The following is a 25,425-nucleotide window of genomic DNA, read 5'->3' on the forward strand; positions in this document are numbered from 1 at the left end:
GGAGCGTTTTATGGTCACGACCCGGCTGGATGAAATTGATCGCAAGATTCTGGCGGAATTGCAGGCGGACGGTCGCATGACCAATGTGGAACTGGCCAAAAGGGTCGGTATCTCGGCCCCTCCGTGCCTGCGCCGCGTCCGTACGTTGGAGGAATCGGGTTATATCACCGGCTACCACGCTGAAGTGAACGCCCGCGAACTTGGTTTCGAGGTTCAGGTCTTTGCGATGGTTGGATTAGACAGCCAGGCGGAATCAGAACTCAGCGCGTTCGAGGCGCAATGCGGAAAATGGCCGCTAGTCCGTGAGTGCCATATGCTGAACGGCGAGGTTGACTTCATCCTGAAATGCGTCGCGCCCGACCTCAGCAGTTTTCAGCAGTTCCTGACCGGAGAATTGCTGACCACGCCAAACGTGGCCAGCGTCAAGACATCGCTTGTTATCCGCGGCGCAAAAGACGAGCCAGGCGTCCCGTTCGATGTATTGGAAGACCGAATGAACCGCTCGGCGTAAACCACATCCGTCGTGTTTCTGTTGGGCAGGGTGGCAGCATAGCCACCACCGCCAGGGTCAATGCCCATCCTATCAAAATCTGCATAAAGCCCCCACTCTGCAGTACTCGTTAACACTTCACGCCGATATCGCGTCGATCTCTCCGTCTCCGGCGCGCGGCATAAGCAACGGGCCAAAATCGTTCAACGATTCGATATGCGCGAACAGGTTCAGATAGATCGACCGTAACGAATGGCTGATCATGCGAACCGCATTAGCACCTGGATGATAGGTTTCAAAGGGCAGGCCGTCTACACGGATGACGGAGTGTTTTTTCAGGCAAATGTGAAACAATTCTACCGGAGTGGGAGGCATTGTTTCCACAACACCCATACCGTCCTGAAATTCGGCGACAGGCGTCAGAATCGGTGACCCGCCATGCAGGCGCCGCAAATGGGCTGGCGTGCCAAGCAGGCGCGCGGCTGGTCCTGCGATCACACCGGACATCGGTTTTTGCATGCCAAATGTATCAGCCATGATGCGGGTCAACGGACGGGTGCGCCCGCGGGAGTCCTCGCGGCCCGGTATCAGCGTCACCGAGCCCTTCCACAAAACGGTCTCAGAGGTCCCGTCCTGCGTCAGTACCGTGTCGCCGGGCAGCAGATCCTCAATTGCCATGGGCCCCTGTTCGGTTTCCACAAGCGACCCCCGTGAGAAGGCGCAAAAGGCGTCCTCGAACATTGGCAGAGCCGGTGCGATATGCCGGGTTTGCGCGATGTCTCCGTTTTTGAGCAGGGCGCTCACTTCGTAACGGCGCAGCTGGGCTTTCTGTTTTGTAGTCGGCCGCGGAGTGTCGCGGAGCAATGCCGAGGTTTCGACAGCATTTCTGGCAGCAATGGCCAGTGATTTTGGAATAGTCATAAATATTCCGTTCCTTTTAGAACCGGATCAGACGGGGCATACCCCCATGCAGGCCCATCTGTCGGTTCGGTTCTTTGTCTTGAAATAAATGGATAACCCTTGGGCACCGGCGATGGCCGCAGCGCACAGCGAAGAAATTTCGCATTCCATTGGTCAATCCATTGACCCCCCAGACAAACTCGTACAGCGCGGGCGAAAATGCCCACAAACACGCTCCGAACTCAGGATGCAGTTTTCTTTACATCCCCCGCACACCGGACCGGAGCACTACCCGGTGCGCGTTGACCAAATGGAACCGGCAGCTTGGTTCCGTTGGCTTTCTGTTTCAGCGTCGCGTCGCGAGACGGCGTGCAACCCTGACAGAATGGCTTGAAACTCGCTTCCACGGCATGTCCAGTTTCGGGTCCTGTGCGGCCTGGATGACCGCGCTGAGAAAGCGAGATTTCTGTTTCATTTTCTAGTCCTGCTCGATCGGAGGTCTGAGCCTCATTCCGTGTGTGTAGACTTAACGTGCCGCGTGTTTGCGGCAGGGATAAGGCTTAACCGGGATCAAAAACGGACAAAAAATAAAGGTTGGCGGTTCCTCTGTTTGAGGTGCCAGCATTCATTTGTCGGCAAAGACAGATAACCTTCTGAGTACTGGCACAAAATTCACTACGATTCTGAGTCAGATAAACACAATAAATGTGGCGGAAAGGTGGCGGTTTTGCCTTAATTGGGGCCTAATCTACAATCTGATCGCCGAAATCAACCGCCCGTAATCCGCCTCTTTGGCGTGTGTTGTCCGGCGGTATGAATAAAAGCGATCCGGATCGGAATAAGTGCAATGCCGGGTCCATTCTGCCTGCCCGACACCCGCTTGACGAAGTTTATGCAGACCAAAGGCTGGCAAATCAAATTGCATCCGGTCGTCGGTGCCATTGGCGAAGAATCGGCTGTTTTCTGGAGACTCTGCCATGAACGCATCCAGAAACTCGGGGCCGACCTCATAGGCAGCCTGCGAAATGGATGGGCCGATCACGGCACGTGTGTTTTCTCGCGTGGCGCCCAATGCCTCCATCGCGTCCAATGTGGCCTCTAAGACACCGTCCAAAGCTCCGCGCCAGCCAGCATGGGCGGCGCCGATCACTTTCGCGTCAGGGTCGCAGAAAAGCACAGGCTGGCAGTCCGCGGTCAGAATTGTCAGAGCCAACCCGGGCGTGGCGGTCACGAGCGCATCCGCCTTGGGTTTGTCACCCGTAAGGGGCGCATCCACCGTCAGCACATCGGGCGAATGAACCTGATGAATACCAACCAGCGCTTCGGGGGTGACATCCATCGCGTCAGCAACCCGTCGGCGATTCAGGGCGACGATCTCGGTCTGATCGGATGATCCAAAACCGCAGTTCAATCCCGCAAAGACACCCGAGGATGCGCCGCCTCTACGGCTGAAAAAGCCGTGTTTTACGGGGGCCAGCATATCCGACGTGAGAATTTCCAAAGTCATGGTTCCAGTCCCGGTGGAGGCGCAGCTTGGGGCGGGTAGAGGCCCAGCACTTTGAACAGATTTCCCATTTCATCTGGATGCGTCAACCGGCGATGTGCGACCACCAGTTCATCAAGCTTGGAGCCGCCTATACCCTTGGCCAGAGCCTGTGCACGGGCGGTGATTCCCAGACGTTCCAGAAAAATACCCTGTGGTGTCAGGCGGGTATGAGCACAGCCTGCCGCCTTTGCTGCCAGCGCCAGGGGCTCAAAATCCACATGCGCGGTCAGGTCTGCCTGACCGGGGGTTTGCAGAGGGTCCACACGCTCATGCGCCTTTAGGGCCTGAAGCGTATCGCCAAGCGAGCGCCAGTCACCATAGTCCACAATCAGAGCGGCCCCTCCGTTCTGCGCGATTCGGCTGGCGATGATGGTTAGAATCGGAATGGCAGGCGCGCAGAGTTCGACGAGATCCCCGTCTCGCGTATCAGACAGCCGGTCCTGTAGCGCCGCTTGTGGTCCGGCCGGGCCAAGGCCAAAACTCAGCGCGCCATCGGCCTCTCCGATCAATCGTTCGCGCCAAGCAGGGCCGTCGCGCAGGAATTGGCGGATGGGGAGCGCGTCAAAGAACTCATTCGCCACCAGAAACATCGGCAAGTCCGGCAGCTCCGCCACATCGCTGATCCACTGCGGATTGTGATCTTTCAGGGTTGCCTTTTGCACGTCTCGGAGCGTCTCGGAGGCTTCCAGTAGAACAACCTTGGTCGCCGCATGAAAACCGGGAAGCGAGCGGGTTGCCCGTAGGATATCCGCCATCAGCGTACCGCGACCCGGTCCAAGTTCGGCCAGTGCAAACGTTGATGGCTGCCCCTGGTCCTTCCAGCTTTGCGCCAGTGATAGCCCGATCAACTCGCCGAACATCTGACTGATTTCCGGTGCAGTCGTGAAGTCCCCCTGCGCGCCGAACGGATCGCGCGTTGAGTAATAGCCCAAAGTTGGGTGTAGCAGGCATTCGGTCATGTAATTGGCCAGCGTCATCGGGCCGTCTTGCCGGATTCGGGCGATCAGAAGTTCGTGCAGGCTCATGCCGTTCGCCGGGCGCGCAGGGCGAACCATAGCCCAAGAGCGATCATCGGCAGAGACAGGATTTGCCCCATTGTCAGGCCGTAGCCGCCGATATGCCACGCCAGCCCAAGCGGGTTGCCGGGCGAGATGAACTGCGCGTCGGGCTGACGGACGAACTCGACCACGAAGCGGGATGCCCCGTAGCCTGCGAGGAAAACGCCCATGATAAGGCCGGGTTTTCGGAACGCGCCGCGCCGATATGCCAACCACAGAAGGACAGCGCCCAATAGGACACCCTCAAGCGCGGCTTCGTATAGCTGCGAGGGGTGACGGGCGCACATACCGGCCACGACACCCGGGCAGTCCTGCGCTGCGAAGCCGGGAAAGATCACGGCCCATGGCAGCTCGCTTGGTCGGCCCCAAAGCTCGGCGTTGATGAAATTGGCAAGCCGTCCCAGCAACAGGCCGGGCGGGACGGTATAGGCTACCAAATCCCCTAGCGACAGGGTCGGAATGTTGTGACGGCGACCATAGAGGTATGAGGCGACGATCACCCCAAGCAGCCCGCCGTGAAAGGCCATCCCCCCTTGCCAGACCTTCAGGATATCGGCCGGATGCGACAGGTAGTAGGCCGGTTGATAAAACAGCACAAAACCCAGCCGGCCGCCCAGAATGACGCCAATAATGGTCCAGGTCAGCAGGTCGTCCAACTGCTCGGGTTTCATGGGCGGTGTCTCATAGCGCCACAGAACCGGACGCCGCAGGGCCATCACGGCCAGACGCCAGGCGATCAGGATGCCGACAATATAAGCTAGCGCGTACCACCTGAGCGCGAACTCCATCCCGAACAGTGGGATCGAGAACAGCTCGGGCGACAGATCGGGGAAATTCAGAACAGCCTGCATGTGCGTCTCATTGCCCGGGGTTTGCAGGGCAAGTCAACCTTGAGCCTGCGCCAATCCTTCCCCATATAGGATACAACCGCGATTTCGGAGAAAAGCCATGCAAACCCGCAACAAGATCCTCGACGACGTTTCCCAGCTGATGACCAACGCCATGGGTGTGGCGCAGGGCGCACGCGAAGAGGCCGAGAATGCGATGAAGTCGATGATCGACCGTTGGCTGGCCGACCGCGATTTCGTCACGCGTGAAGAATTCGACGCCGTGCGCGCCATGGCCCAAAAGGCCCGCGAAGAGAACGCCGCGCTTGAGGCGCGCATCGCCGCGCTTGAGGCGAAACTGGACAAATAACGCCCGTACCCAGATTTTGAAGACAAGTTTAGCGCCGCGCAATCCAATGACGGATTGTGCGGTGTTGTGTATCATGCCGCCTTGCAGAAATTAATCAAGACAAAGCTGCACAAGTCGCCAATATTTTGATCGTCGTTGCCGACTGTCCACAACTTATTGCTGTTATCCCCAAGAAATGGGGTTGCCAGACACCCTCTTGCGGCGCACCATATTTGGTACAGGCCTACGGGGGAAGCCCGGCTTGTAGAGCAGGCAACTAGCGCTGGGGCGCTGCCAGCCCCGAAATGCTAGAGAGTAGTGAGGTGGCATTATGGCCCTTTCCGAGCAGTTTCTCGAAGAAGACCTTCATCCAATCGATATTGTTGAACATCTGGCCGAACATCACGACTGGGATTTTGACCGCATTGGCGACGATCAGATTGCCATGGCTGTCGAAGGGCAGTGGCGGACCTATTCGATCACGTTGGCATGGTCCAACTATGACGAAACGCTGCGCATGGTTTGCTCATTCGAGATGGAGCCTCCGGCGGAGCGTGAGAGTGAGCTGTATGAGCTGCTCAACAAGATGAATGATCAGTGCTGGGCGGGCGCTTTCACATACTGGGCGAACCAGAAGCTTATGGTCTATCGCTACGGCCTGGTCCTGGCGGGCGGTCAGACTGCAAGCCCTGATCAGATCGACACGATGATCAACGCCGCGGTGTTGAGCGCCGAGCGCTACTACCCGGCGATTCAGCTGGTCACCTGGGGCAATCGCGATCCGGAAGAAGCGATGCAAGTCGCCATTGCAGAGGCCTACGGCCGAGCGTAAACCTTTGCCCTGAACCGTTGAATAGGGGAGGGGCACAGATGGACATGTCGCGCGTGGCCGAGCAGGGCCTTGTGTTATTGGGATGCGGAAAGATGGGGTCCGCGATGTTGGCGGGTTGGCTGGACCACGGCCTGCCCGCCGCTTCCGTTTGGGTGATTGATCCTTACCCCTCGGACTGGCTGAAAGCGCAGGGCGTCAACATCAACACGCCACTGCCTGAATCCCCCGCAGTCGTGCTGGTGGCCGTCAAACCGCAAATGATGGGTGAGGCGCTGCCTGCTATCCAGGCCCTCGGAGGCGGTGGCAGCCTGTTCGTTTCCGTTGCGGCGGGCACCTCGATCGCAACATTTGAGGACGTGCTTGGCGAAGGCACCCCGATTGTAAGGGCAATGCCGAACACACCGGCGGCGATCCGTCAGGGTATCACGGCAATGATCGGCAACGCACATGTGTCCGGTGACGATTTGGACCTCGCGGAAAACTTGCTGTCGGCGATAGGCGAGACCGTGCGTCTGTCGGACGAGGCTCAGATAGATGCGGTCACCGGGGTTAGCGGTTCTGGCCCGGCCTATGTATTCCACTTGATCGAAACACTGGCCGCCGCAGGGCAGGCGCAGGGTCTGCCGCATGAGCTGGCCATGAAGCTGGCGAAATCCACGGTAGCCGGCGCCGGTGCCTTGGCCATGGCCGCCGAGGAAGACCCCTCGCAGCTGCGGGTCAACGTGACCTCGCCCAATGGCACGACACAGGCCGCGCTGGAGGTTCTGATGCACGAAGCAGAGGGTTTCCCAAATCTGCTGCACCGGGCCGTCAAGGCCGCGACCGACCGTTCCAAGGAGTTGGGCCGTGAGTGAGATTTCCTTCGACGACTTCCTGAAAGTCGACATCCGCGTCGGTGAGGTCATCCGCGCCGAACCCTATCCCGAAGCCCGCAAGCCCGCGATCAAGATGTGGATCGATTTTGGCGATGAAATTGGTGTGCGCAAAACCTCGGCCCAGATCACCGCGCATTACGATCCGTCTACTCTGATCGGCAAACAGGTGATGGCCGTTGTGAATTTCCCGCCACGCCAGATCGGAAAGTTCATGTCCGAGGTTCTGGTCCTTGGCCTGCCGGATGAAAACGGTGAGATCGTGTTGATCGGCCCGGATGGCAAAGTCCCCGTTGGCGGAAGGATGCACTGATGAAACTCTGGATCACACGCCCGATGACGCCGGCGGTCGAAGAGCGGGCAGCCGCCGAGTTTGACGTTGAGATTCGCCCCGCAACCACTCCGCTTTCCGAGGAAGAGATGGTGGGTGCGTTGCAGGACTATAACGTGATTGTGCCCACTCTGGGCGACCTGTTCTCGGCTGATATCTTCGCCAAAGTACCCAATCCGCGTTGCAAGCTATTGGCCAATTTTGGGGTCGGCTACAATCACATCAATGTCGAGGCCGCGCGCGCCTTAGGCATCGCGGTCACCAACACGCCCGGCGCGGTCACAGATGCGACCGCCGATATCGCCATGACCTTGCTCCTCTCGACCGCGCGGCGCGCGGGTGAGGGGGAACGTCTGGTGCGGGCTGAAAACTGGCAGGGTTGGCATCCCACGCAAATGCTGGGGCATCATGTCACCGGCAAGCGAGTCGGCATCGTCGGCATGGGCCGCATCGGTCAGGCCATCGCGCGGCGCTGTCACTTCGGGTTTGGCATGCAGGTCGCTTATCAATCCCGCAGTGCCAAGCAGTTGGAGTTTGAGGCCGAGTACATCCCCGATCTCTCGGCACTTGCGGCCTCGGTCGATTTCTTGGTTCTGGCCGTTCCGGGCGGGGCTGAGACGCGCCATCTGATCAATGCCCCAGTGCTCGAGGCCATGAACCCCTCGGCCATTCTGGTGAATATCGCGCGGGGTGAAGTGGTGGATGAGACCGCTCTGATCAGCGCGCTGCAAGCAGGCCAGATCGCAGGGGCTGGGCTGGATGTATACGAGTTCGAGCCGGCTGTGCCGCAGGCATTGCGCGAGATGCAGAACGTCACCCTGCTGCCGCATCTGGGCACCGCCACAGAAGAGGTTCGGACCGGAATGGGGCATATGGCTCTGGACAATGTGACCGCCTTCGTCGCAGGGCGCGACTTGCCGAATCCGGTCTAGTCGCCGACCGCTTCGCGCCAGTGTTTGCGGCAGAGCGAGACATAGGTCTCGTTCCCGCCGATCTGCACCTGAGCACCCTCTGTGATGGCACGGCCCTTCTCGTCCTGCCGAATCACCATCGTGGCTTTGCGTCCGCATTCGCAGATGGTGCGGACCTCGCGCATCTCATCGGCCAAGGCCAGCAGGGCGGCTGAGCCTGGGAAGAGTTTGCCCTGGAAATCTACCCTTAAGCCATAAGCCAGCACTGGGAGCTTCAGGTCATCCACGGCACGGGCCAGTTGCCAGACCTGATCCTCGGATAGAAACTGGGCTTCGTCCACAAAAACACAGGCGATCGGGTCGGCCTTCTGGCGCGTTTCGATCATGGCAAAAACGTCATCGTCCGGGCGGAAGGTGTCAGCCTCTTCGGAAATCCCGATACGTGAGGCGATCCGCCCCACACCGGCGCGCCCGTCCACGGCGGCGGTCATCAGATAGGTCTTCATGCCGCGCTCACGGTAATTGTGCGAGGCCTGCAGCAATACGGTCGATTTGCCCGCATTCATCGTCGAGTAGTTGAAATACAGTTTTGCCATGCGGCGGGTCTAAAGCGCCGACGCCAATCGAACAAGCCATCAATCTTTCAGGGGGAAGCGACGTCGCCGTTACCATTGCAGAGGCCGAGCAGATGCTCTTTGGGGATGGAACCTTGCGCATGCAACAGCGACGCCGTCGGTCAACATGTGACCAAAACGGAGTGAGGCTGAACAATATTGCCTCACGATTACTCATTACCGGCACTGAACGGCCGCCACTCACTCACAAAACCCTCGCATATCTGAGGGATAGTCAATTTATGGCATTTCAATTATGACTCGGTTATGGGAAATTTCCCTATGCTTTCCCCCAAAACGTAAAGAAGGGGCGGCGCGTGCAGGTAGCAAAGGTAGAACTATGGCAGATATCGGGGCCTATCTTAAGAAACACACCGAAGCCTTGGTGAAAGATGTCGGGATCGAAGCCGCGTGCGAGATCACGGGCAAATCCAAGGCAACGCTGGGCCGCTACTATTCGGATAACTCGGAGCACGCGGATCGGTTCATGCCCGTCGACGCAGTGGCGCGGCTAGAGAACGCGGCCAACTATCCGCATGTCACTTCGGCGTTGGCGGACCTGAAGAACATCACCCTGTCCTATGGGGACCGTAACACGGATTCTCCGCGTACAGGTGGCGTGAACGCGGATGTCATCGCCCTGAGCCAGCGTTTCGCCATGCTGATGACCGAGTATCAGGCGGCCATCGAAGACGGGATCATCACCGTCAACGAAGCCAAGCGCCTGCTGAAGGAAACCAGCCTTTTGCAGCAGGTCCTGATTGAGATGAAACTGCATCTCGAAGAAGAAAGCGTTAGCTGACACGTTTTTGCCGCAAGCCTGTGACAGAAGCGAAGCTGGATTTTTTGGCGAAACAGCGCAGAGCAGTCTTTCATGAACGGTTTCCCACGACCCTATAGGGTTCAGGACGACGGGATTGTCTGGCGCCTTCTTGTCGCGGTCTGTGTCATTCTGTCAGTGTTGACGGCGCTAGGCCTCTATGAGGGCCGATCAGATGACGTGCTGCGCTGGGTGGTGGTGAGCGACCTGCTGAACGGGCAGGGGTGGCTAGACCTGTATCAGCACAGGCTGGGTCTCAACGACGGTACGCTTATGCACTGGTCGAGGCTGGTTGATGCGCCGATCGCAGCGCTCTACTTGTTGTTCAGTCTTGTCTTGTCCGAGCCTGCTGCGCTTCACGTCACAGCTATTGTATGGCCGTCTATTCTGGTAATGGCGACCCTATGGGCCCTTGTCGTGACAGCGGGAGCGTTGGGTGGGCGTCCAGGGGCAATCTCGGCGCTGATCTTTGGCGCTTTGGCTTTGGAAGGCACAAAGAAATACACCTATTTCTCGTTCGATCATCACGGCTTGCAGATCATGCTGTACGTCTTTTCAGTAATGTTCTTTGTGGAGCGGAAAACCCGATTAAGAGCAAGCGTCTGGCTTGGCATCTTTCTCGCGGTTTCGATGTCCATTGGAACTGAATCGCTGATGCATCTTGGACTTATTGGGGCTTTCTTCGCCATTGACTGGGTATTGTTAGGCGAACAGGCTCGTACGCGCCTGATGGCCTTTGGAGCTGCGCTTGCAGTCATGCTTTTAGCGGTGAGCGTTGCATCCACCTCAGCCGACAGCTTCTTCTTTCCCGGATGTGATGCTCTGACGCTGAGCGTCGCTTTGCCTGCCGGGCTTGCAGGATTTGGGCTGTTGGGACTCGGGGCAGTTGCGTCGGCATGGTCGCCATGGGCGCGCGCGGTCTCATTCCTGTCTCTTGGAGTTCTGGCTCTGGGTTTCGCATATGTGTTTGCCCCTTACTGCCTGCAAAACCCCATCAGTCAGATGTCGCAACCCATGCAAGAATTCTGGCTGAGCCAGATCACCGAGGCGCAAGCGCCTTTTGCGACCTTGTCGCGCCATACGGGGCAAAAGATCGCTTTGTTTGGGGTATCCGTTTTTACGATTCTTGCCGGGCTTTATTTGTCGCGCGCCCGTGACACGCGGATTGACTATCTTCTGTTGGTTTTCCTTATGAGCGCCAGTCTAACGCTCTTTTTGTACCAATCCCGGATGAGCGCGTTTCTAGCCATTTCACTCATAGTGGTTCAGGCGCAGGTGCTTGGCGCCATGTTCCTGAAGTATAAAGCGCAGAGGAGTCGCTTCTGGGGGGTCCTGATGATGGTGTTTTTCATCTTCATGCTGCCCAAGACCGGAACGACCATTGAACGGTTCTATGTTTCTCTTAGGCAACCCACCGCCGACAACAGCGCGGCTGGGCCGCAATTGTTCCCGAAGTCTTGCAATACCCAAGAGGCATACGACCCGCTAAATGATCTGCCTTCGGGGTTGATTGTGACCGGCTTTAACTTTGCCGCAAACATCCTGCGGTTCACGCATCATTCGGTGCTTGGCGGTAATTATCACCGCAATGAGGCGGGAAATCGGGCACAGATTGATCTTTTCCGGTCTGACCCGGCTGAGACGGGCCAGCGCCTTGCCGACCTGGGTGTGGACTACGTGTTAATCTGCAAGCACGCGTCTCGCGCGGCCTACTGGAATTCCGTTTCGGAAGGCGAGGGGTTGCCTTCGGCATTCCTAGCCGGGCGTTTGCCGAACAATGTTCACGAACTTCGGCGGCCGGAACACGAAGCCTTCCGCGTGTTCCAGGTAATGCGATAGCTTAGTCCGCTTGGATCAGGATTTCCGTTTCACAATTACGGACCCCACCGAATACCCCGCCCCGAACGAGCAGATTAGCCCGATATCCCCGTCTTCAAGATCGTCCGAGAATTTGGAGAAGGCGATAATCGACCCGGCTGAGGACGTGTTTGCATAGTCCTGCAGGATGTTGGGTTGCTCGCCCGCCTCGGGCACACGTCCAAGGACCTTCTTTCCGATGAAATCGTTCATGGTTTTGTTGGCCTGATGCAGCCACAGGCGTGTCAGGTCGTCGCTGCCGATGCCCTCGGCCTCCATGTGGTCGCTGATATGCTGGCTGACCATGGGCAGGACTTCCTTGAAGACCTTGCGCCCGTTCTGCATGAACTGCATGTCGCGCCGGTCGATCATCCCATCAGGGCGTGAGCGGCGCAGAAAGCCGTTATTGTTGCGGATATTGTTCGAGAAACTGGTGGCGCAGCGGGTCGACAGGACCTCAAAATGCGGGCCTTGCGCGTCTTCGATGCGTTCGATCAGGGTGGCCGTGGCCACATCGCCGAAGATGAAATGGCAATCCCGGTCGCGCCATTCCAGATGGCCCGAGCAGATTTCGGGGTTCACAACCAATGCGGACCGAACCGAACCCGACCGCACCATATCCGCCGCCGCCTGAATGCCAAACGTTGCCGAGGAACACGCGACATTCATGTCAAACCCAAAGCCATTGATGCCCAGAGCCTGCTGTATCTCGATGGCAATGGCTGGGTAGGCCCGTTCGTGGTTCGAGGCCGCGCAGATCACCAGATCGACATCTGCCGCTGTCCGACCAGCCTGCGCCAGCGCTTTGTTGCAGGCATCAACCGCCATTTCGGTCATGATCCCCGGCTCGTCATCACTGCGCTGGCGTAAAGCGGGGTGCATTGTGTCGGGGTCCAACACGCCGGATTTATCCATCACGTAGCGGTTTTCAATGCCGGACGCCTTGACGATGAACTCCTCGGAGGAATGCTGCATCGGCTCCATCTGCCCGGCCTCGATTGCCTGGGCGTTCTCTGCATTCACCTTGTCGGCATAGGCGTTGAAGGCTTGCACCAGCTCGGCATTGGTGATGACGTTTTCCGGCGTGAAAACGCCTGTACCGGTGATTGCAGGGATATACATGGCAAGTCCTGAACGTTTTGGATTTGCTCAAAATGCAGTCACAGGGGCATTTGATCAAGTCTTGGTTACCCGAGGGAAGCTAGGCCCGAGGATGATTCTCCACTTCAGTTATTGAATAGTTCATAATTTGAAGTATATGACCCACAACGACGTCTCGGAGTCTCTTCAATGTCAGACAGTATCAGCGACAGGCTTGGCCGCCTGAGCCCTGAAATTCAGGCCATCATGGGCGTCTATGCTCTCTATTGGAAACTCGAAGAGACCTTCGACACCATCGAAACTGACCTGAGCCACCCGGAATGCCATATGCTAATCAAGCTGGATGAACCCAAGAGAATGGGTGTTCTGGCGGCCGATATGCTCAGCGTGCCATCCACCATTACGGCCACTGCGGATGCTCTGGAAGAAGCTGGCTATCTGGCGCGCCAGCGCGATCCCAACGATCGCCGTGCTTGGCTGCTGGTGCTGACCGAACAAGGCGAGAGCGCGCGAGATATGTTGGTGTCAGCAGCCGGTGATCTGTTTCACAAGGCCTCTGGCCTGAATGCAGAAGAAACAGCCGAGTTCGCCCGTATGGCGAGCAAGATTCGTGACAACGTACTGAAAACGGGAATTCCCGAGGGATTGAAGAAATGAAACAGCTGACTTCTCTGGGCCTTCTGTTGGCCGTTTTGGCGACGCCGCTTGTCGCGCAAGAGACCGCGAAACCGGTCAAGCTAATCCAGGTGCAGGAAACGGCTCCGGGTTTCACTCGACAGTTTTTCGGCCGCGTCGCTGCGCGTCAGACCGTTGATTTGGCCTTTCAGGTTCCGGGGCAGATTGTCGAGATGCCCGTCACCGAGGGGTTCGTCATCCCAAAGGACGGTCTGATTGCCCGTCTGGATCAGGAGCCATTTGAACTCAGGCTGGATCGCGCCCGCCTGCAGAAAGAACAGGCCGACCGCACCGTCGCGCGCCTGTCGCGGCTGCGCGGCACGACCGCCAGCCAAGTGGCGGTCGATGATTCCGAAACCGAAGCGCAACTGGCCGCAATCGCCCTGCGCGACGCCGAATACGAGCTGGAACACGCGACACTGACAGCCCCGTTCGACGCGCTCGTGTCAAGCCGCGCAGTTGAGGCCTTTACCACCGTGTCGGCGGGGACGCCGATCGTGCGTATTCACGATATGTCGGAACTGCGGATCGAGGTGGACGTCCCCGAGATCCTGTTCCAACGCTCGGGTCAGCAGGATGACATCACGATCACGGCCAAATTCCCCGTAAGCGATGAAGTCTTCCCGCTGGAAATCCGTGAGTTCGACGCCGAGACTTCGAGTGTTGGACAGACATTCCGTATTCAGTTCGGTCTGACCCCGCCTGAGGGGCTGCAGATTCTGCCCGGTTCGTCCGTGTCGGTGAACGTGCATGTCAGAGATGGCCGCACGGGAATCGTTCTACCGGCATCAGCCATCGTCGCTGGCGCGGATAGCGCGCTGGGCGTGATGGTCTTTTCTCCGGCTGGCGCAGACGAGGGCACGGTACGCCTTGCACCCGTAACCATCGAACCAACGCAGACCGGTGAAGTCCGTGTTCTGACTGGCTTGTCAGACGGCGATGAGGTTGTTGTCGCGGGCGGTTCGGCGTTGACGGACGGCCAGAGCGTGCGCCGTTTCACCGGCTTCTCGAACTAAGGGGCGGGCTGATGAGAATTGCACGCGCATCGATCGACCGACCGCTATACACGTGGCTGATCATCCTGATCGCCTTGTTTGGCGGTATTTGGGGCTTCCTTTCCCTGGGGCGCCTAGAGGACCCGGCTTTTACAATCAAAAACGCGGTCATCGTAACGCAATACCCCGGCGCCACGGCCGAGCAGGTGGCGCTGGAAGTCTCTGAACCTCTGGAATCGGCGATCCAGCAAATGGGTGAAGTGGATACGATCACCTCGTTGAACCAGCCGGGCCAGTCCCTGATAGAGGTTGAGATCAAATCCACCTATGACGGCAGCGAATTGCCCGCCATCTGGACCCGCCTGCGCGCCAAAGTGCGCGATGCGGCGCGGGGCCTGCCATCCGGTGTAAACCAGCCCTTCGTCAATGACGGTTTCGGCGACGTGTTCGGCTTATTCTACGCCGTCACGGCCGAGGGGTTCTCGGACGCCGAAAAGCACGAATTGGCGACGTTTCTGCGGCGTGAGCTGTTAACGGTCGACGGCGTTGCCGATGTCGAAGTTCAGGGTTTACCGCAAGAGGCGATCTTCATCGAACCGGATCTGTCCATCTCGGTGAACCAGAATGTCCCCATCCAAGCCATCAACGAGGCAATTGCCAACGCGGATTCGGTCAACTCCTCCGGCTCGGTTCGGTCCGAGAACGACCGCACCACCATTTTGACAGCCGAAGGGTCGGATAGTGTATCGGCCATCGCCGGATTGTCGGTCGGCTCACAAGGGCAGGTGATCAACCTGTTTGACATGTCCAACGTCTACCGTGCCCGTCAGACCGACCCGGATATCATGATCCGCTTCGATGGGACCGAGGCCTTTACGCTGGGCATTGCCGGCTTGGCCGCCGAGAACATCGTCGAAGTTGGCAAGCGCGCGGATGCAAAATTCGCGGAACTGGATACGCAAATCCCGTTTGGCGTGGAAATTCTGCCCATCTACCAGCAACACGTGGTGGTCGAGCAAGCCTCGAACGACTTTCTTGTGAACCTCGCCATGTCGGTGATCATTGTAGTCGCGGTTCTGGGCCTCTTTATGGGATGGCGCGCTGCCATTGTGGTCGGGACGACATTGCTGCTGACCGTGGTCGGGACACTGCTTTTCATGGCGCTGTTCTCGATTGAGATGGAGCGCATCTCGCTGGGTGCCCTGATCATTGCGATGGGGATGCTGGTGGACAATGCCATTGTGGTGGCCGAGGGCATGCAGATCGCGATGCTGCGCGGCAAGTCCTCGCGCGATGCGGCGGATGAAGTGGCGTCGAAAACGCAGATCCCGCTGCTGGGCGCGACGGTCATCGGCATCATGGCCTTTGCGGGCATCGGTCTCAGCCCCGACGCGACCGGAGAGTTCCTGTTCTCGCTCTTTGCGGTTATTGGGATATCGTTGCTGCTCAGCTGGGTTCTGGCAATCACCGTAACCCCGATGTTGGCGCACTATTTCTTCAAGCAGGGCAAAGAGGGTGAAGTTGACGCCTATGGCAGCCTTCTGTTCCGCGTTTACGGCGCGATCCTGCGCTGGGCGTTGCGGTTCCGCTGGCTCGTCGTGGCCGGACTGATCGCTGTGACAGTGGCCTGTTATGCGGGCTTCGGCCTGATGAAGCAGCAATTCTTTCCGGACTCGAATACGCCGTTGTTCTTTGTCCACTACAAACTACCTCAGGGTACCCCAATCTCACGTACCTCCGCTGATATGGCCGTGGTCGAGGATTGGCTGGCCGAACGTGACGATGTGGTGTCCGTCACCACATTTGTCGGGCAGGGCGCAACCCGCTTCATGCTGACCTACAGCGCGGAGGACCCGAACCCAAGCTACGGTCACATGATCATTCGGACGGAAACGCTCGAGGATATCCCAGTGCTGCAGGCCGAGCTTGAGGCCTTTGGGGTGGCTCAGTTCCCTGAAAGCGAGTTTCGCACCAAACGTCTGGTCTTTGGTCCGGGTGGAGGCACCCCGATACAAGCCCGCTTTTCGGGTAGCGACCCAGCCGTGCTGCGGCAGTTGGCGGACGAAGCGGTTCAACGCATGGCGGCTGCTACGCCGAACGCGCTGAACATCCACCATGACTGGCGCGAAAAAGAACTGGCGGTTCAACCGATCTACGCAACCGAACGCGCGCAGACAGCTGGTGTTTCTCGCGAAGATATTGCGGCCACGCTGCAATTCTCGACCGATGGCATCACCGGAGGCGTCCTGCGCGAGCGCGACCGCCTGATCCCAATCATTCTGCGCCGCCCGGCCGAGGGTGACTATTCGATTGTCGATCAGGTCGTGTATTCCGATCAGTCAGGCCAATTCGTGCCAATCGAACAGATGGTGGATGGGTTCGAATACCAGTTGCTCAACACCGAGGTCCACCGGCGCAACCGGGTGCTTACCATCACCGTTGGCGCGGATATCCCGCCAGATGTGACCGCAGCTCAGGTGCATTCCGAGCTGCGCGCAACGATTGAAGAGATGGACCTGCCACCCGGCTATCGCATGGAATGGGGCGGCGAATTCGAGGACTCGGGCGATGCGCAAGAGAGCCTCGGCAGGCAATTGCCGCTGAGCCTGTTGATCATGGTGCTGATCTCGGTCCTTTTGTTCAATGCGATCCGCCAGCCGGTCATCATCTGGCTTTTGGTTCCCATGTCTGTGAACGGTGTGGTGATCGGTTTGCTAGGCACCGGGCTGCCGTTCACCTTTACGGCGCTTCTGGGTCTGCTCAGCCTGTCGGGCATGCTGATCAAGAATGGCATCGTTCTGGTCGAAGAGATTGATCTGGTCCGAGCAACGGGCAAACCCCTGCAGGAGTCGATCATCGAAGCCTCCGTATCGCGTCTGCGGCCGGTCATGCTGGCTGCGATTACAACGATCCTTGGGATGGCCCCGCTGCTGACCGACGCTTTCTTTGTCTCGATGGCGGTCACCATCATGGGCGGATTGGCTTTTGCCACGGTCCTGACCATGGTCGCGGCCCCGGTCTTCTACCTGCTGTTCTTCCAGCGAGATGAGAAACGGCAAGCGGTTGCTACTTAAATGAAAAACCCCCGGTCAACGACCGGGGGTTTTGCTTTTTCCTTGGTGCTGCAGGTCAACCCTGCAACGATTTCACCTCGACGTCACCTTCGGCCTGCGCCTTGATAGCCAACGCTGCTGCGTAGCTGGCGGCGGCGGTGGTGAAATAGGGGATTTTGTCATACAGAGCGATTGAGCGGATCGACCGGCTGTCTTCCACCGCCTGTGCGCCTTCGGTCGAGTTCATCACCAGCTGAACACCGCCGTCTTTCATCAGGTCAGTCACATCGGGGCGTCCTTCATAGACCTTGTTGACCACTTCGCAAGGTACGCCCTGCTTGTCCAACCAGGTTTGCGTGCCGCGTGTGGCGACCAGTTCAAAGCCCTGATCGACCAGAACGCGCGCGGCCTCCAACATATCCGGCCCTTTGTCGGCATCCTTGATCGAGATGAATGCGCGGCCGGATGAGGGCAGCACCATGCCAGCGCCTATCTGTGCCTTCAGGAATGCGCGCGGGAAGTCGCGATCCCAGCCCATGACCTCACCAGTCGAACGCATTTCCGGGCCCAGAATGGTGTCGACGCCAGGGAAGCGTGCGAAGGGCAGCACGGCCTCTTTGACCGAGAACCACGGCATGTCCGGGTCGGCCAGTGTCATCTGGTCGGCGATCTTGCTGTCGTCGACTGTCTTGTAGGGCGGGCGTTTCGGGAAGTCCGCCAGTTTCTCACCCGCCATGACCCGCGCTGCGATGGACGCAATCGCGCTGTCGGTGGCTTTGGCGACGAAGGGGACGGTACGCGAGGCGCGCGGGTTTACTTCGATCAGGTAGATCTCACCATCCTTGATCGCGAACTGAACGTTCATCAGGCCGACCACGTTCAACGCTTTGGCCAGTTTGAACGCCTGTTCCTTGATCTGCTCGATGATCTCTTTCGACAGTGAATAGGGCGGCAGTGAGCAGGCCGAGTCGCCCGAGTGAACGCCTGCCTCTTCGATATGCTGCATAATGCCTGCAACGTGAACGTCGGTGCCATCGCACAGAGCGTCCACGTCCAGCTCAACCGCACCGGCCAGATAGCTGTCCAGCAGAACCGGGCTGTCGCCCGAGACCACAACAGCCTCGTTGATGTAGCGCCGCAGCTGATCCATATCGCGCACGATCTCCATCGCACGACCGCCCAGAACGTAAGAAGGGCGGATCACCAGCGGGAAGCCGATCTCTTCGGCGATCTCAAGCGCCTGTTCATCGGTCGAAGCGATGCCGTTTTTCGGCTGCTTCAGGCCCAGCTCGTTGACCAGCGCCTGAAAGCGTTCACGGTCTTCGGCCAGGTCAATCGCGTCGGGCGTGGTGCCGAGGATCGGAATGCCTTCGGCCTCAAGCGCGTTGGCCAGTTTCAATGGAGTCTGGCCGCCGAACTGGACGATGACGCCGTGCAGCGTGCCGTTTTCCTGCTCTTTCGTCAGGATTTCCATGACGTGCTCAAAAGTCAGCGGCTCGAAGTACAAACGGTCCGAGGTGTCATAGTCCGTCGAGACCGTCTCGGGGTTGCAGTTGACCATGATGGTCTCATACCCCGCGTCGGTTAGCGCGAAGCAGGCGTGACAGCAGCAATAGTCGAACTCGATGCCCTGACCGATCCGGTTCGGACCGCCGCCGAGGATGACGACCTTTTTGCGGTCGCTTGGACGTGCCTCGCATTCGACCTCACCCATCATCGGAGCTTCGTAGGTCGAGTACATATAAGGTGTCTGCGCTTCGAATTCGGCGGCGCAGGTGTCAATGCGTTTGAACACGGCCTTTACGCCCAGATTGCGGCGGGCGCGGCGGACGTTGTCTTCGTCACGGCCAGTCAGGTTGCCCAGACGTGCGTCGGTGAAGCCCAGCATTTTTAGCTTGCGGATGCCGTCTTCGGTGACCGGCAGGCCGTCTTTGCGGACCTGGCGCTCGGCCTCGATGATCTCGCGGATGCGGGCCAGGAACCAAGGGTCGAATTTGGTAACGCCGAAAATCTCATCATCGGACAGACCGTGACGCATGGCCTGAGCGATGGTACGCAAACGGTCGGGGGTCTGCTGGCTGATTGCTTTGATCACGGCAGCTTTGTCGTCCGCTTCTTCCCAGACACCGACATTCAGGCCGGGGATTTCGATCTCATCAAAGCCGGTCAGGCCCGATTCCATCGAGGCCAGAGCCTTTTGCATCGATTCGTGGATCGTGCGGCCAATGGACATGGCCTCACCCACCGACTTCATCGCGGTGGTCAGATAGGGTTCGGATCCAGGGAATTTCTCGAACGCGAATTTTGGGATCTTGGTGACGACATAGTCAATGGTCGGCTCGAACGAAGCGGGCGTGACCTTGGTAATGTCGTTGTCCAGCTCGTCCAGCGTGTAGCCGACGGCTAGCTTGGCGGCGATCTTGGCAATCGGGAAACCGGTCGCTTTGGAGGCCAGAGCGGAGGATCGCGATACCCGTGGGTTCATCTCGATCACAACCATACGGCCATCTTCAGGGTTGATCGCCCACTGTACGTTCGAGCCACCGGTCTCAACCCCGATCTCGCGCAGAACAGCGATCGAGCCGTTGCGCATGATCTGATATTCTTTGTCGGTCAGCGTCAGGGCAGGGGCCACGGTGATCGAGTCACCGGTGTGTACGCCCATCGGATCGACGTTTTCAATCGAGCAGACGATGATGGCATTGTCGGCGGTGTCACGCACCACCTCCATCTCGTATTCTTTCCAGCCCAGCAGGCTTTCGTCGACGAGGATCTGGTTCACAGGTGAGGCATCCATGCCCGAACGGCAAAAATGGATATAATCCTCACGGTTATAAGCCACGCCGCCGCCTGTGCCGCCCAAGGTAAATGCAGGGCGGATGATGGCGGGCAGACCGATCTCTTCCAGCTCATCCAGTGCCATCTGCACGCCGGCATCCAGATCGGTTGAGCCGTCTTCACGCTTGGGGGCGGTCACAATGGTGGCCTTGGGGTTCTCAAGACCCAGCCGGTCCATCGCCTCGCGGAACAAGGCTCGGTCTTCGGCCATTTCGATGGCGTCGCGCTTGGCGCCGATCATCTCGACGCCGAACTTGTCCAGCACGCCCATCTCTTCAAGCGCGAGCGAGGTGTTCAGGCCCGTTTGGCCACCCATGGTGGGTAGCAGGGCATCGGGGCGCTCTTTCTCGATGATCTTGGCGACCACTTCGGGAGTGATCGGCTCAATATACGTCGCGTCGGCCAGACCCGGATCGGTCATGATCGTCGCCGGGTTCGAGTTCACCAGAATGACCCGATACCCTTCCTCGCGCAGCGCCTTACAGGCCTGAGCACCGGAATAGTCAAACTCGCAGGCTTGTCCGATAACAATGGGACCCGCCCCAATGATCATGATCGACTGGATGTCGGTTCTTCTCGGCATGGCCTTGTTCCTTCGATTGTCAGCGAGTCAGGGCACCGCCCCAGCGCCCAAATTGTCCTGCGTTATAGGGACCGCGCGAAAAGGTGCAAGAGGTATCGGGAACAGAGGTGAAATTGCCGCTTTCCCCCCTTTCCCTTGGCAGAGTATTCTCTATATCGCGCATCACGGCTTATGAGGATGCACTTGCGTATTCGTTTTGATCAGGGACCTGCCGGTCCGGGAACCCGGTTCGACCGGCCATCCCACATCATCCGGGCGGATGCCGCGGACGAGGTGCCACAGGCGTTGGCGGCCCTCGATGACGCGCGCGCGGCGGGTAGTTGGCTGGCCGGTTATGCCAGCTATGAGCTGGGCTATGTGCTGGAACCTCGGCTGTTTGGTTTGTTGCCGCGTGAACGGAAACTGCCGCTGCTGTGTTTCGGCGTCTATGACGAACCGGACCAAAGCGTGTTGCCCAAAGCCGAAGGCGGCGTATCCGCGTTTCAGCCGCGTTGGGATGAGACCCGCTACAGTCAGGCCTTTCAGGTGGTGCATGACGCCATCGGGGCAGGGGATATCTATCAGGCGAACCTGACCTTCCCGATTGATCTAACGGTCGATGGGGATAGTGCGGCGCTCTACGCGGCGCTGACATCCGGCCAGCCGGTCGGCCATGGAGCGCTGGTTCAACAGGACGGTCTGCCGGACCTTCTTAGTCGCTCGCCCGAGCTTTTCTTCCGCACGGATGAAACCGGTCGAATCGAAACGCGGCCTATGAAGGGCACCCAACCGCGTTGCGAGGACATGGCCGAGGACGCCCGCCGTCGCAACTTCCTGTCCTGGGATGAGAAGAACCGAGCCGAGAACCTGATGATCGTTGACCTGCTGCGCAATGATATCAGCCGCGTGGCACTTCCCGGTTCTGTTCATGTGCCCGAGCTGTTCAAGGTCGAAACCTATGCCACGGTGCATCAGATGGTCTCTCTGGTGGGGGCGCAGCTGCAAGTCGGGGCCGGGTTGTCCGACATCATGACGGCACTGTTCCCTTGTGGTTCCATCACCGGCGCGCCCAAGATCCGTGCGATGGAGATCCTGTCCGAACTGGAGCCCTGGGCGCGTGATATCTATTGCGGAACCATCGGCTGGGCCGCGCCGGATGGCCGATCGGAATTCAACGTCGCCATCCGCACACTGATGATGGACGATGGAAACGCCACCCTGAATGTCGGCGGCGGCGTGGTTTGGGACAGCACAGCCCCATCTGAATACGAGGAAGCCTTATGGAAAGCCCGCTTCGCCCACCAGTTGAGCCTGATTTCCGCCTGATCGAAACCCTTGGCTATCACCCCGATCAGGGTTTTTTGCGGCGTGACAGGCATCTGAACCGTATGGCGCGCACGGCAAAGGCTTTGGCGCTGTCCTTCGACCGCAATGCGGCGCTTGCGATATTTTCCGGCGTTACCAGCGATGCCCCCTTGCGGTGTCGGTTGACCATGGATGTCCACGGAGGCTTTGACCTGACCACGGCCGCGTTAGCTGGCAATCCTGAGATCTGGCGGTTGGGGATTTCTCAGACCCGGCTGAACTCAGACGACATATGGTTGCAGCACAAAACCACGCGCCGCGTGGTCTATGATACTGCCCGAGCCTCCCTGCCGGACGGCATTGATGAGGAGCTGTTCCTCAACGAGGGGGAGGAACTGTGCGAAGGAACCATCACCAATCTGTTCGTTGAAATGCCGGACGGGCGAAGGCTTACTCCTCCTGTGTCCTGCGGTCTTTTGCCGGGCATTCTGCGCGAGCAGCTGTTGGAGGAGGGGTGGACCGAGGCCGTTCTAACCATTTATGATCTGAAGTCCGCCAAGGCGATCTATATGGGTAACTCTCTGCGCGGCTTGATCTCCGCAAAGCTGGTGGCGCTATGAGCAACGACAGCGCGTTGGACCACCGCCCGGTGGCGATTGGGCGTCTGCGGCTTGAATTCGGCGCGTTCTTTGTTGCGGTCCCTCTGCTGATAGCAGTCCTGTTTCCGTCCAACTGGATGTTCCCGGCCTTGTTCGCATTCACTGGGCTGGGCATTGTTCTCTTGCATGCCACACCGGGCTTCCAATGGGCCGAACTTCGCTACAATTGGGCAAACTGGTCGGTCCGCGAACTGGCCGCTTTCACGGCCGTTACAGCACTGTTCTGCACGGCGCTGATCTACCTAACCCGCCCGGATGCCGCCTTTTTCCTTTTGGTACACCAGCCCGAGATGCTGGCCTTTATCTGGATCGGCTATCCGCTCTTGTCTGCGCTGCCGCAAGAGCTGTTGTTCCGCCCGCTGTTTTACCGCCGCTACCATGGGATCCTGCCTGACGGCCGCAAGGCCGACCTCCTGAACGCGGCCATCTTTTCCTTCGCCCATTTGATGTACTGGAGCTGGATTGTCGCCGTCATGACTTTTGTTGGCGGCCTGCTGTTTAGCTGGGCCTATCGCAAACGAGGGTCCTTCTTCTACGCGGTGCTGCTGCACGCGATTGCGGGGAATATCATCTTTGCCGTGGGTCTGGGCGTGTATTTCTATTCCGGCAACGTTCAAAGGCCGTTTTGACGGCGCGACCCGCCTTGACTTTCCAAGCCTGACAGGGTGTATCGGCGCGACGAATTCTGCGCCCGAAGGGATATTCCATGCACGCCTATCGCAGCCACACCTGCGCCGCTCTGACTGCCGCCAATGTCGGTGAAACCGTCCGCCTGTCCGGTTGGGTGCATCGGGTCCGAGATCACGGTGGCGTGCTATTTATCGACCTGCGCGACCATTTCGGTGTGACCCAGGTGCTGTGCGACGGTGACAGCGCGGCTTTTGCCGAACTTGAGAAAGTGCGCTCGGAGTGGTGTATCCGCATCGACGGCACTGTCAAAGCGCGTGACGCCGATCTGGTGAACCCGAAACTGCCGACTGGCGAGATCGAAGTTTACGTGCGTGAGCTTGAGGTTCTGGGTGCCGCCGACGAACTGCCGCTGATGGTGTTCGGCGATCAGGAATACCCCGAGGAAACCCGCCTGCGCCATCGCTACCTCGACCTACGCCGTGAGGCGATGCAGCAGAACATGACCCTGCGCTCGGACGTTGTGGCCTCGATGCGTCGCCGCATGTGGGATCAGGGCTTCCGCGAGTACCAGACACCGATCATCACCGCCTCGTCGCCCGAAGGCGCGCGCGACTTCCTTGTGCCCTCGCGTCTGCACCCGGGCAAATTCTACGCGCTGCCGCAGGCCCCGCAGCAGTTCAAACAGCTGATCATGGTGTCGGGCTTCGACAAGTATTTCCAGATCGCGCCGTGCTTCCGCGACGAAGACCCGCGTGCGGATCGCTCGCCGACCGATTTCTACCAGCTTGATCTTGAGATGTCCTTTGTCGAACAGCAGGACGTGTTCGACACGATCCAGCCCGTTCTGACCGGTGTGTTCGGAGAGTTCGGTGGCGGCCGCAAGGTGGATCAGGACTGGCCGCAGATTTCCTATAAGGATGCGGCGCTTTGGTATGGCAGCGACAAGCCCGACCTGCGGAACCCTATTAAAATGCAAGTGGTCTCCGACCATTTCCGCGGGTCTGGCTTTGCGATTTTCGCAAAGCTGCTGGAGCAGGAAGGGACCGAAATCCGAGCCATCCCCGCTCCGACTGGTGGTAGCCGCAAGTTCTGTGACCGTATGAACGCGTTTGCCCAGAAAGAGGGGCTGCCGGGGATGGGCTACATCTTCTGGCGCGATCAGGGCGAAGGGATGGAGGCCGCTGGCCCGTTGGCCAAGAATATCGGTCCCGAGCGGACCGAGGCGATCCGTCAGCAGCTGGGTCTGGGCGTAGGCGATGCGGCGTTCTTCCTGGGGGGCAAGCCGAAGGCCTTTGAAAAGGTTGCCGGGAAGGCTCGTGATGTGATCGGTGATGAGCTTGGCCTGACCGAGAAAGATCGTTTTGCTTTTGCTTGGATCGTGGATTTCCCGATTTACGAGCAGGACGAGGAAACCGGTGCGATCGACTTTGAACACAACCCGTTCTCAATGCCGCAGGGCGGTATGGAAGCGCTGAACGGCAATCCTCTGGACGTGCGCGGCTATCAGTACGATCTGGCTTGTAACGGGTATGAGCTAGTCTCGGGCGCGATCCGGAACCACAAGCCGGAAATCATGCTGAAAGCCTTTGAACTGGCAGGCTATGGCGCGGATGAGGTCAAATCCCGCTTTGGGGCCCTGTTCAACGCGTTCCACTATGGCGCGCCGCCGCACGGTGGCTGTGCTGCGGGCATCGACCGGATCGTGATGCTGCTGGCGGACGAAGCTAACATCCGCGAGGTCATGATGTTCCCGATGAACCAGCGCGCCGAAGATCTGATGATGGATGCGCCGTCCGATCCGAGTTCGGATCAGTTGATGGAACTGGGGCTTCGCATCATCCCTCAGGACTAAACAACAACCGCCCGCTTCAAGCGGGCGGTTTGCGTTTGAGGGGGTGAAACAAAGCAGTTGCTGCGTATCACCTGATCGCGCCGATCATTGGGGGCAAGAATGCGTTTTTGTTTCGGTTCTGTCTCGTCACCTCAATCCCTGGATATGCCTGTGACATTCTCGGGACGGTGGTGCCGCTCAGTGCTTCAAGCAAACCTGACATAGATCGCTTCGGGTTAAACCTGTGACACGAATACCCTGCCACGCTTTCAGCGTTCTCGGGACATTCGTTTCATTTGATGATTCAGGTGAAACCCGAAACGCTTTAGTCCAGAGGATTGGCCACCCCGACCCGTTTCGCCCGGATGG

At 58.7% G+C, this 25,425-nt stretch carries 23 protein-coding genes; 15 read left to right on the top strand and 8 right to left on the bottom strand.

The window, feature by feature from the left end; all coding sequences use genetic code 11:
* Positions 1 to 10 precede the first annotated feature (10 nt).
* Positions 11 to 511, top strand: coding sequence for an Lrp/AsnC family transcriptional regulator (locus tag ACR0C3_RS11965; RefSeq protein ID WP_170718841.1), 501 nt, complete (start codon positions 11 to 13; stop codon positions 509 to 511).
* Positions 512 to 628: 117 nt separating this feature from the next.
* On the opposite strand, the gene ACR0C3_RS11970 is transcribed toward ACR0C3_RS11965, so the two are convergent.
* The 5 genes from ACR0C3_RS11970 to lgt all read right to left on the bottom strand — a co-directional run bounded on the left by ACR0C3_RS11970 (position 629) and on the right by lgt (position 4,845).
* Positions 629 to 1,411, bottom strand: coding sequence for a Hint domain-containing protein (locus ACR0C3_RS11970; protein WP_170468290.1), 783 nt, complete (start codon positions 1,409 to 1,411; stop codon positions 629 to 631).
* A gap of 325 nt (positions 1,412 to 1,736) precedes the next feature.
* The gene (locus ACR0C3_RS11975; RefSeq protein ID WP_256439789.1) at positions 1,737 to 1,865 is read right to left on the bottom strand and encodes a hypothetical protein; all 129 of its coding nucleotides are present in this window, start codon (positions 1,863 to 1,865) and stop codon (positions 1,737 to 1,739) included.
* A gap of 273 nt (positions 1,866 to 2,138) precedes the next feature.
* Positions 2,139 to 2,897 (bottom strand): peptidoglycan editing factor PgeF, encoded by a 759-nt coding sequence (pgeF, locus tag ACR0C3_RS11980; RefSeq protein WP_480758627.1) that lies wholly within the window; start codon positions 2,895 to 2,897, stop codon positions 2,139 to 2,141.
* Positions 2,894 to 3,961: a class I SAM-dependent methyltransferase gene (locus tag ACR0C3_RS11985; RefSeq protein ID WP_480758778.1), complete on the bottom strand. Its 1,068-nt coding sequence runs from the start codon at positions 3,959 to 3,961 to the stop codon at positions 2,894 to 2,896. The genes pgeF and ACR0C3_RS11985 overlap by 4 nt, the downstream gene beginning before the upstream one ends.
* The gene (gene lgt / locus ACR0C3_RS11990) at positions 3,958 to 4,845 is read right to left on the bottom strand and encodes a prolipoprotein diacylglyceryl transferase (RefSeq protein WP_480758629.1); all 888 of its coding nucleotides are present in this window, start codon (positions 4,843 to 4,845) and stop codon (positions 3,958 to 3,960) included. Before lgt ends, ACR0C3_RS11985 begins: the two co-directional genes overlap by 4 nt.
* 97 nt (positions 4,846 to 4,942) lie before the next feature.
* On the opposite strand from lgt, the gene ACR0C3_RS11995 reads away from it, so the two are divergent.
* The 5 genes from ACR0C3_RS11995 to ACR0C3_RS12015 all read left to right on the top strand — a co-directional run bounded on the left by ACR0C3_RS11995 (position 4,943) and on the right by ACR0C3_RS12015 (position 8,137).
* Positions 4,943 to 5,191, top strand: a complete 249-nt coding sequence (locus ACR0C3_RS11995) for an accessory factor UbiK family protein (RefSeq protein WP_050604795.1) — start codon at positions 4,943 to 4,945, stop codon at positions 5,189 to 5,191.
* A gap of 310 nt (positions 5,192 to 5,501) precedes the next feature.
* Positions 5,502 to 6,002, top strand: a complete 501-nt coding sequence (locus ACR0C3_RS12000) for a type III secretion system chaperone family protein (RefSeq protein ID WP_170468281.1) — start codon at positions 5,502 to 5,504, stop codon at positions 6,000 to 6,002.
* A 38-nt stretch (positions 6,003 to 6,040) separates the two neighbouring features.
* A complete protein-coding gene (proC, locus tag ACR0C3_RS12005) occupies positions 6,041 to 6,856 on the top strand; it encodes a pyrroline-5-carboxylate reductase (RefSeq protein ID WP_170460524.1) in 816 nt (271 codons plus the stop codon).
* Entirely contained in the window at positions 6,849 to 7,187 is a 339-nt protein-coding gene (locus ACR0C3_RS12010) for a tRNA-binding protein (RefSeq protein WP_480758630.1), read from the top strand. The genes proC and ACR0C3_RS12010 overlap by 8 nt, the downstream gene beginning before the upstream one ends.
* Positions 7,187 to 8,137, top strand: coding sequence for a 2-hydroxyacid dehydrogenase (locus tag ACR0C3_RS12015; RefSeq protein ID WP_480758631.1), 951 nt, complete (start codon positions 7,187 to 7,189; stop codon positions 8,135 to 8,137). Before ACR0C3_RS12010 ends, ACR0C3_RS12015 begins: the two co-directional genes overlap by 1 nt.
* Here ACR0C3_RS12015 and ACR0C3_RS12020 read toward each other — a convergent pair.
* A complete protein-coding gene (locus ACR0C3_RS12020) occupies positions 8,134 to 8,712 on the bottom strand; it encodes a thymidine kinase (protein ID WP_170468275.1) in 579 nt (192 codons plus the stop codon). The genes ACR0C3_RS12015 and ACR0C3_RS12020 overlap by 4 nt on opposite strands.
* A gap of 358 nt (positions 8,713 to 9,070) precedes the next feature.
* Between ACR0C3_RS12020 and ACR0C3_RS12025 the strand changes: the two genes are divergently transcribed.
* Together ACR0C3_RS12025 and ACR0C3_RS12030 are read left to right on the top strand one after the other, a co-directional pair.
* Positions 9,071 to 9,532: a hypothetical protein gene (locus ACR0C3_RS12025; RefSeq protein ID WP_170374695.1), complete on the top strand. Its 462-nt coding sequence runs from the start codon at positions 9,071 to 9,073 to the stop codon at positions 9,530 to 9,532.
* A gap of 72 nt (positions 9,533 to 9,604) precedes the next feature.
* The gene (locus ACR0C3_RS12030; protein WP_480758633.1) at positions 9,605 to 11,389 is read left to right on the top strand and encodes a hypothetical protein; all 1,785 of its coding nucleotides are present in this window, start codon (positions 9,605 to 9,607) and stop codon (positions 11,387 to 11,389) included.
* Positions 11,390 to 11,404: 15 nt separating this feature from the next.
* On the opposite strand, the gene ACR0C3_RS12035 is transcribed toward ACR0C3_RS12030, so the two are convergent.
* Positions 11,405 to 12,529 (bottom strand): beta-ketoacyl-ACP synthase III, encoded by a 1,125-nt coding sequence (locus ACR0C3_RS12035; protein ID WP_480758634.1) that lies wholly within the window; start codon positions 12,527 to 12,529, stop codon positions 11,405 to 11,407.
* A 168-nt stretch (positions 12,530 to 12,697) separates the two neighbouring features.
* Between ACR0C3_RS12035 and ACR0C3_RS12040 the strand changes: the two genes are divergently transcribed.
* From ACR0C3_RS12040 to ACR0C3_RS12050, 3 genes are read left to right on the top strand one after another with little or no spacing between them, the layout of a single operon-like run.
* Entirely contained in the window at positions 12,698 to 13,165 is a 468-nt protein-coding gene (locus tag ACR0C3_RS12040) for a MarR family winged helix-turn-helix transcriptional regulator (protein WP_170637450.1), read from the top strand.
* Positions 13,162 to 14,199: an efflux RND transporter periplasmic adaptor subunit gene (locus ACR0C3_RS12045; protein ID WP_480758635.1), complete on the top strand. Its 1,038-nt coding sequence runs from the start codon at positions 13,162 to 13,164 to the stop codon at positions 14,197 to 14,199. Before ACR0C3_RS12040 ends, ACR0C3_RS12045 begins: the two co-directional genes overlap by 4 nt.
* A gap of 11 nt (positions 14,200 to 14,210) precedes the next feature.
* Entirely contained in the window at positions 14,211 to 17,252 is a 3,042-nt protein-coding gene (locus tag ACR0C3_RS12050; protein WP_480758637.1) for an efflux RND transporter permease subunit, read from the top strand.
* A 55-nt stretch (positions 17,253 to 17,307) separates the two neighbouring features.
* Here ACR0C3_RS12050 and carB read toward each other — a convergent pair whose 3' ends face one another.
* Positions 17,308 to 20,652, bottom strand: a complete 3,345-nt coding sequence (carB, locus tag ACR0C3_RS12055) for a carbamoyl-phosphate synthase large subunit (protein ID WP_480758638.1) — start codon at positions 20,650 to 20,652, stop codon at positions 17,308 to 17,310.
* Positions 20,653 to 20,829: 177 nt separating this feature from the next.
* On the opposite strand from carB, the gene ACR0C3_RS12060 reads away from it, so the two are divergent.
* From ACR0C3_RS12060 to aspS, 4 genes are all read left to right on the top strand, one after another.
* Positions 20,830 to 21,957 carry an aminodeoxychorismate synthase component I gene (locus ACR0C3_RS12060; protein WP_480758779.1) on the top strand — a complete coding sequence of 376 codons (1,128 nt, stop codon included), beginning with the start codon at positions 20,830 to 20,832 and terminating at the stop codon, positions 21,955 to 21,957.
* Positions 21,912 to 22,556 carry an aminotransferase class IV family protein gene (locus ACR0C3_RS12065; RefSeq protein WP_480758639.1) on the top strand — a complete coding sequence of 215 codons (645 nt, stop codon included), beginning with the start codon at positions 21,912 to 21,914 and terminating at the stop codon, positions 22,554 to 22,556. Before ACR0C3_RS12060 ends, ACR0C3_RS12065 begins: the two co-directional genes overlap by 46 nt.
* Entirely contained in the window at positions 22,553 to 23,224 is a 672-nt protein-coding gene (locus ACR0C3_RS12070) for a CPBP family intramembrane glutamic endopeptidase (protein WP_480758640.1), read from the top strand. Before ACR0C3_RS12065 ends, ACR0C3_RS12070 begins: the two co-directional genes overlap by 4 nt.
* A gap of 77 nt (positions 23,225 to 23,301) precedes the next feature.
* Complete coding sequence (gene aspS / locus ACR0C3_RS12075) at positions 23,302 to 25,077, top strand: aspartate--tRNA ligase (protein WP_480758641.1); 1,776 nt, start codon at positions 23,302 to 23,304, stop codon at positions 25,075 to 25,077.
* Positions 25,078 to 25,425 lie beyond the last annotated feature (348 nt).

This window comes from Ruegeria sp. CK3, assembly GCF_056536565.1.

Bases quoted from the DNA above. Each gene is read 5' to 3' on its own strand.
- ACR0C3_RS11965 (WP_170718841.1), top strand. From the start codon at position 11: ATGGTCACGACCCGGCTGGATGAAATTGATCGCAAGATTCTGGCGGAA.
- ACR0C3_RS11970 (WP_170468290.1), bottom strand. From the start codon at position 1,411: ATGACTATTCCAAAATCACTGGCCATTGCTGCCAGAAATGCTGTCGAA.
- ACR0C3_RS11975 (WP_256439789.1), bottom strand. From the start codon at position 1,865: ATGAAACAGAAATCTCGCTTTCTCAGCGCGGTCATCCAGGCCGCACAG.
- pgeF (WP_480758627.1), bottom strand. From the start codon at position 2,897: ATGACTTTGGAAATTCTCACGTCGGATATGCTGGCCCCCGTAAAACAC.
- ACR0C3_RS11985 (WP_480758778.1), bottom strand. From the start codon at position 3,961: ATGAGCCTGCACGAACTTCTGATCGCCCGAATCCGGCAAGACGGCCCG.
- lgt (WP_480758629.1), bottom strand. From the start codon at position 4,845: ATGCAGGCTGTTCTGAATTTCCCCGATCTGTCGCCCGAGCTGTTCTCG.
- ACR0C3_RS11995 (WP_050604795.1), top strand. From the start codon at position 4,943: ATGCAAACCCGCAACAAGATCCTCGACGACGTTTCCCAGCTGATGACC.
- ACR0C3_RS12000 (WP_170468281.1), top strand. From the start codon at position 5,502: ATGGCCCTTTCCGAGCAGTTTCTCGAAGAAGACCTTCATCCAATCGAT.
- proC (WP_170460524.1), top strand. From the start codon at position 6,041: ATGGACATGTCGCGCGTGGCCGAGCAGGGCCTTGTGTTATTGGGATGC.
- ACR0C3_RS12015 (WP_480758631.1), top strand. From the start codon at position 7,187: ATGAAACTCTGGATCACACGCCCGATGACGCCGGCGGTCGAAGAGCGG.
- ACR0C3_RS12020 (WP_170468275.1), bottom strand. From the start codon at position 8,712: ATGGCAAAACTGTATTTCAACTACTCGACGATGAATGCGGGCAAATCG.
- ACR0C3_RS12025 (WP_170374695.1), top strand. From the start codon at position 9,071: ATGGCAGATATCGGGGCCTATCTTAAGAAACACACCGAAGCCTTGGTG.
- ACR0C3_RS12030 (WP_480758633.1), top strand. From the start codon at position 9,605: ATGAACGGTTTCCCACGACCCTATAGGGTTCAGGACGACGGGATTGTC.
- ACR0C3_RS12035 (WP_480758634.1), bottom strand. From the start codon at position 12,529: ATGTATATCCCTGCAATCACCGGTACAGGCGTTTTCACGCCGGAAAAC.
- ACR0C3_RS12040 (WP_170637450.1), top strand. From the start codon at position 12,698: ATGTCAGACAGTATCAGCGACAGGCTTGGCCGCCTGAGCCCTGAAATT.
- ACR0C3_RS12045 (WP_480758635.1), top strand. From the start codon at position 13,162: ATGAAACAGCTGACTTCTCTGGGCCTTCTGTTGGCCGTTTTGGCGACG.
- ACR0C3_RS12050 (WP_480758637.1), top strand. From the start codon at position 14,211: ATGAGAATTGCACGCGCATCGATCGACCGACCGCTATACACGTGGCTG.
- carB (WP_480758638.1), bottom strand. From the start codon at position 20,652: ATGCCGAGAAGAACCGACATCCAGTCGATCATGATCATTGGGGCGGGT.
- ACR0C3_RS12060 (WP_480758779.1), top strand. From the start codon at position 20,830: ATGCACTTGCGTATTCGTTTTGATCAGGGACCTGCCGGTCCGGGAACC.
- ACR0C3_RS12065 (WP_480758639.1), top strand. From the start codon at position 21,912: ATGGAAAGCCCGCTTCGCCCACCAGTTGAGCCTGATTTCCGCCTGATC.
- ACR0C3_RS12070 (WP_480758640.1), top strand. From the start codon at position 22,553: ATGAGCAACGACAGCGCGTTGGACCACCGCCCGGTGGCGATTGGGCGT.
- aspS (WP_480758641.1), top strand. From the start codon at position 23,302: ATGCACGCCTATCGCAGCCACACCTGCGCCGCTCTGACTGCCGCCAAT.